The sequence below is a fragment of the Streptomyces silaceus genome (assembly GCF_001419745.1).
In the GTDB taxonomy this organism is placed as follows: Bacteria; Actinomycetota; Actinomycetes; order Streptomycetales; family Streptomycetaceae; genus Streptomyces; species Streptomyces silaceus.
Genome location: NZ_LIRJ01000523.1, coordinates 1 through 5242 on the forward strand (window position 1 = coordinate 1; position 5242 = coordinate 5242).

4 protein-coding genes are annotated in these 5242 nt (G+C 72.6%); 3 read left to right on the top strand and 1 reads right to left on the bottom strand.

Annotated features, from left to right (window positions below; translation table 11 throughout):
* The first annotated feature begins 387 nt into the window (after window positions 1-387).
* From AOK22_RS35765 to AOK22_RS35775, 3 genes are read left to right on the top strand one after another with little or no spacing between them, the layout of a single operon-like run.
* Entirely contained in the window at window positions 388-882 is a 495-nt protein-coding gene (locus tag AOK22_RS35765) for a hypothetical protein (protein WP_157872394.1), read from the top strand.
* Window positions 879-2996 (top strand): bifunctional polysaccharide deacetylase/glycosyltransferase family 2 protein, encoded by a 2118-nt coding sequence (locus AOK22_RS35770; protein WP_055702857.1) that lies wholly within the window; start codon window positions 879-881, stop codon window positions 2994-2996. The genes AOK22_RS35765 and AOK22_RS35770 overlap by 4 nt, the downstream gene beginning before the upstream one ends.
* Before the next feature lie 14 nt (window positions 2997-3010).
* On the top strand, window positions 3011-4114 hold the full coding sequence (locus tag AOK22_RS35775) for an LCP family protein (protein ID WP_055702858.1): 1104 nt from the start codon (window positions 3011-3013) through the stop codon (window positions 4112-4114).
* Here AOK22_RS35775 and AOK22_RS35780 read toward each other — a convergent pair.
* The coding region (locus AOK22_RS35780; protein WP_055702859.1) for a phosphatase PAP2 family protein at window positions 4109-5242 on the bottom strand (1134 nt) is incomplete at its 5' end. The genes AOK22_RS35775 and AOK22_RS35780 overlap by 6 nt on opposite strands.

Genomic DNA, 5242 nt, shown 5'->3' on the forward strand with positions numbered 1-5242 from the left:
CTACTCGGGCCCCCGGGTGGCCTGTTGCCCTGCCACCCGGGGGCCCGAGTAGGGTCGGGGGCTGCGTGACGGCTGAGGGCCGTGCTCTGGATTTTTGGTTCTTTTCAGGGCACTTGCCTCTCCTCGCGGGGCATTCGCCGCCCATTGCCGGGCATTTGCCCCGTGTTCTCCCGGCCCCACCCGGGAGTGGAGCAGCACGGCGCGACCGCAGGACAGCACGACCGCAGTACCGCGGGCCCCGGCCCGTAACCCCCCACAGACAAAGAGTCGCGCTCGCGCGGCCGCAGATCAGGAGCAGCAGTGCAGGGCATCCCCCACATAGCCAGCACACCGCACGACGGGCGATCGTCGCCCATACCCCCTGCCCAGGGGGTGGGGCCGCACCAGGTGACGGCCTACCGCCAGGCCCCGGCGCCACGGCGTCCCCATGAGGACGAGCCGCAGTTGCCCGTCTTCGTCGACGAGTCGGGCTGGCGCAGGCGCGCCCTGCAGGGCATCGCGCTCGTCGTGGGCTGCGTCTGCCTCGGCTACCTCTTCTTCGTCGGCGTGCTGGGCAGCGGGCTCCTGCAGCCCGTCGGCACGCAACCGCCGAGCGTCAAGGGGCCCGCCGCGCCGGACGACACCGGCAGCACCTCGCCCCGGCGCCCCGGCCACCGCTCCGGCGGATCGGTCCGTGCCGAGGCCCGTCAGGCATCGGCCGAAAAGCGGGCGGAGCGCACAGAACACGCGGAACGCACAGGGCGCACAGGACGCGCAGAGCGCGCGGAACGCGCGGAACACGAGCAGCGCGCGGAACGTGAGCAGCGCACGGAACGCGACAGGCATCGCCGCCCGCCCGCCGGCAGATCCGCCCCGCCGCCGGCCGGAGGCGCGCGGCAGTGAGCCGGCGCTCCGCGGTCCGCCGACCACCGCGCGGGCACTGGCTCGTCCTCCTGCTGGTCCTCCTCGTCGTCGCCGTCGCCCTCGTCTTCGAGGGGTGGACGACCCACCAGATCGACGCCGCGCGCACCAAACCGCCGTGCACCCGCCCGATCCCGCGCGAGGCCGACGACGGCAAGCCGCTGCTGCGGTTCGGCCCGAACGGGGTCGCCACCGCGGGCATGCCCCGGGGGACCGTCGCGCTCACCTTCGACGGCGGGCCCGACCCGGTGTGGACACCCCGCCTGCTCGACCTGCTGCGCAAGCACCACGCGCGGGCGACCTTCTTCGTCTACGGCAAGGACGCGGCCCGCCACCCGAAGCTGCTGCGGCGGATCCTGTACGAGGGCCACGAGATCGGCTCGTACACCTACAGCGGCGGCGACCTCGGCGTCGCCTCCTCGCTGCGCGCCCGCCTCGAACTGTCGCTCACCCAGAGCGCCCTCGCGGGCGCGGCCGGCGTCAACACGACCCTGCTGCGGCTGCCGCATACCACGGCGGCCGACACGCTCTGCGGCCCCCAGTGGCCCGCGGCGCGGCGCGCGGCCGAGCAGGGGTACCTCGTGGTCGCCTCGGACCACAAGGACCGCAAGCCGTGGCGCGGCCTGGTGTCGCAGCACAGCCAGACCGACCTCGGCTACCACGAGGCGCAGGATCTGCTGCGGGACCACCGGGTGAAGCGGTTCACCACCGTCAGCGGCGGCCTCGGCCGCCCCTCCTTCGTCGACAAGGTCCCCGTCGCCCAGGAGATCAAGGGGGAGGGCCTGATCTGGTCGCAGAAGCTCGGGCGCGCCTTCCTCACCGTGATGGTGTGGACGCTGACCCTCGCGGGCACGCTCGGCGTCCTGCGGATGGTCCTGTTCGCGCTGTTCGCCCGGCTCCACGTGCGCAGACTGCACCGCTACCGGCCGGGCGCGCCCCGGCTGCGCGAGGTGCGGGACCCGGTGACGGTGCTCGTGCCCGCGTACAACGAAGAGGCGGGCATCGCCTCCACCGTGTACTCGCTGCTGGCCTCCACCCACGAGCAGCTGCAGATCATCGTGATCGACGACGGCTCGACCGACGCCACCGCGGACATCGCCGAGGACATCGACGACCCGCGCGTCACCGTCATCCGGCAGCCCAACGGCGGCAAGCCCAGCGCCCTCAACACCGGTCTGGCGCACGCCCGGTACGACATCGTCGTGATGGTCGACGCGGACACCATCTTCGAACCCGAGGCGCTCGCCCGGCTGATCCAGCCGCTCGCCCACCCGGCGGTCGGCGCGGTCAGCGGCAACACCAAGGTCGGCAACCGGCGCCGCCTGCTCGGCAAGTGGCAGCACCTGGAGTACGTCCTCGGCTTCAACCTCGACCGCCGGATGTTCGAGGTCCTGGAGTGCATGCCGACGGTGCCGGGGGCGATCGGTGCCTTCCGCAGGGACGCCCTGATGGGCATCGGCGGCGTCAGCGACGAGACCCTCGCCGAGGACACCGACCTCACGATGGCGCTGTGGCGGGCCGGCTGGCGTGTCGTGTACGAGGAGTCGGCGGTCGCCTGGACCGAGGTGCCGACCAGCGTGCGGCAGCTGTGGCGCCAGCGCTACCGCTGGTGCTACGGCACGCTCCAGTCGATGTGGAAGCACCGGCACGCGGCGGTCGAGGTCGGCCCCGCCGGGCGCTTCGGCCGGCGCGTGCTGCTCTACGTCACGCTCTTCCAGATCGTGCTGCCGCTCTGCGCGCCGGTCGTGGACATGTTCGCCCTGTTCGGGGCGGTGTTCCGTGACCCGGTGGAGGCCGCCCTCGTCTGGTTCGGGTTCCTCTCCGTCCAGCTGGTCACCGCCGCGTACGCGTTGCGGCTCGACCGCGAGCGGCTGCGCGTGCTGTGGGTGCTGCCGCTCCAGCAGTTCGTCTACCGGCAGCTCATGTACCTGGTGGTCATCCACTCCGTGACCACGGCGCTGCTCGGCTCGCGCCTGAAGTGGCACAGCATGAAACGCACCGGGACCGCCGACCCCTATCTGCTCGACGCACCGCCCGGCGAGCCCCTCGACGAGGGGAACCGCGGCGCGGCCGCGCGAGTCGGACCGGGGACGTGACCAAGGGAGTTGACATGACAGACCCGCTCGACCAGCGGGCCGGCTCCGCCGAGCGCGAGCGTTTCGCCGACCGCCCCAGCTCGCGCTACGGGCCCCGGCGCGCCCACGCACGGCGGTCGAAGACGCGCAGGAGGCTGCGGCGGGCGGTGCTCGTCGTGGTGGGCGCCGTGGCCGTCGTGGTGGGCGGCACCTACGGCTGGGCCGAGACCCGGCTCAACCGTGACGTCGACCTCGGCGCGTACGGGGACCGGCCGCCGCCCGGCAAGGGCACCAACTACCTGATCGTCGGTTCGGACAGCCGCGACGGCCTCTCCGAGGGCGACGTGAAGGACCTGCACGCCGGCGGGGGCGGCGGGCGGCGTACCGACTCGATGATGCTGCTGCACACCGGCGCCCACGGCACCAGCATGGTGAGCCTGCCGCGCGACTCCTGGGTCACGGTGCCCGGCCGCCTCGACACGCTGACCGGCAAGACCAAGCGGCCCGAGGGGGACAAGCTCAACGCCTCCTTCTCCTACGGCGGCCCCGAGCTCCTGGTGAACACCATCGAGCGGAACACCGGGCTGCGCATCGACCACTACGCGGAGATCGGCTTCGCCGGGTTCGTGGACATCGTCGATGCCATCGGCGGCGTACGGATGTGTCTGGACCGGGACATCAAGGACAAGAAGTCGGGCGCCGACCTGCGCAAGGGCTGCCAGACCCTGGACGGCGACCAGGCCCTCGCCTTCGTCCGCCAGCGCCACCAGGAGAGGGAGGGCGACCTGGGCCGGTCGAGGAACCAGCAGAAGTTCCTGTCGGCCCTCGCCCAGCAGGCCGCGCGGCCCGGCACGCTCTTCGACCCGACGGAGATCGGCCCGGCCGCGCAGGCCGGGCTCGACACGCTCATCGTCGACGAGGACATGAGCCTGCGCGACCTCAGTGAGATGTTCCGCGCCGTGCAGGGCGTCGCGGGCGGACAGGGCAAGCAGCTCAACGTGCCCGTGTCCGGCTTCGGCGTTCCCACCCCCAAGGGGAACGTCCTCAAGTGGGACCGCGCGAGGTCGGCCCGTCTCTTCGCCGACCTGCGCCACGACAGGCCGGTGACGGAGACGGGGGAGAGGAGGCGGAGGTCATGACTCCGAAGCGCGTGGGGCCGGTACGGTCTTGGGCTCCCACGCCCGGGTGGTGCGTACGTAGCCGTGGATCACGGAGAGCATGGACAGGATGACCAGCGGGCCGGCCAGCCACGGGTGGTCGGCCATCTCCATCGGAAGGTAGCGGTACGACACGAGCAGCACGGTGAAGACCGCCGTGCCGTACGCGACCAGCCGCAGCCCCGACCGGTCCCAGCCGCGGTCGAAGGTCCGCAGCGCCGCCTCGACGGTGAGGGCGAACACCACGCCGGCGACGAGGTCCACGCCGTAGTGGTAGCCGAAGCCCAGCGTCGCGCAGAGGGTGGCGGTCAGCCAGAACGTGCCCGCGTAGCGCAGCAGGCGCGGGCCCCTGCGGGAGTGGATGAAGATCGCGGTGGCCCACGCCGTGTGCAGGCTGGGCATGCAGTTGCGCGGGGTGATCCCGTCGTACGGCACCGGGTGCGGGGCGCTGATCGTCAGCGGGGTGTGCGGCCACAGGTCGGCCACCGCCCACTCCAGGCCGCCGGTGCCGGAGGTGCCCGGACCGTAGGCGAAGATCGGCCCGACCACCGGGAAGATCATGTAGAAGGCGGGGCCGACGAGGCCGATGACCAGGAAGGTGCGGACGAGGTGGTGGCGCGGGAAGCGCCGCTCGGCCGCCACGTTGCGCAGCTGGTAGAGCGCGACGGCGATGGCGGCCACCGCGAGCTGGGCGTAGACCAGGTCGAGCACGTGCGTGCTGACCGGGCCGCTCGCCCTGAGGAGCCGGCCCGCCAGCCACGACGGGTTGCCCAGCGCGTGGTCGGCGATGGCCACGTACGGGTCGAGCACGGTCGGCCGGGTCTTCGACGTGATGAGCAGCCAGGTGTCACCGGTCTTGCGGCCGGCCACCAGGAGCAGGCCCAGGCCCACGCCCTTCAGGAGCAGCACACGCTCCGCGCCGGTGCGGCGCGTCAGCGCGAAGACCGCGCAGCCCAGCATCGCCCACAGCGCGCCGTTGCCGAAGAAGTGGTCCTCGGGCACGTCGACGTCCAGCGCCCACCGCGCCCCGATGAAGACGGCGTCGATGCCGACGGCGGCGCCCAGCGCGATGAACCGCTGGCGCCAGGTGAGCACCACCATCATCAGCGC

Bases quoted from the DNA above. Each gene is read 5' to 3' on its own strand.
- AOK22_RS35775 (WP_055702858.1), top strand. From the start codon at position 3,011: ATGACAGACCCGCTCGACCAGCGGGCCGGCTCCGCCGAGCGCGAGCGT.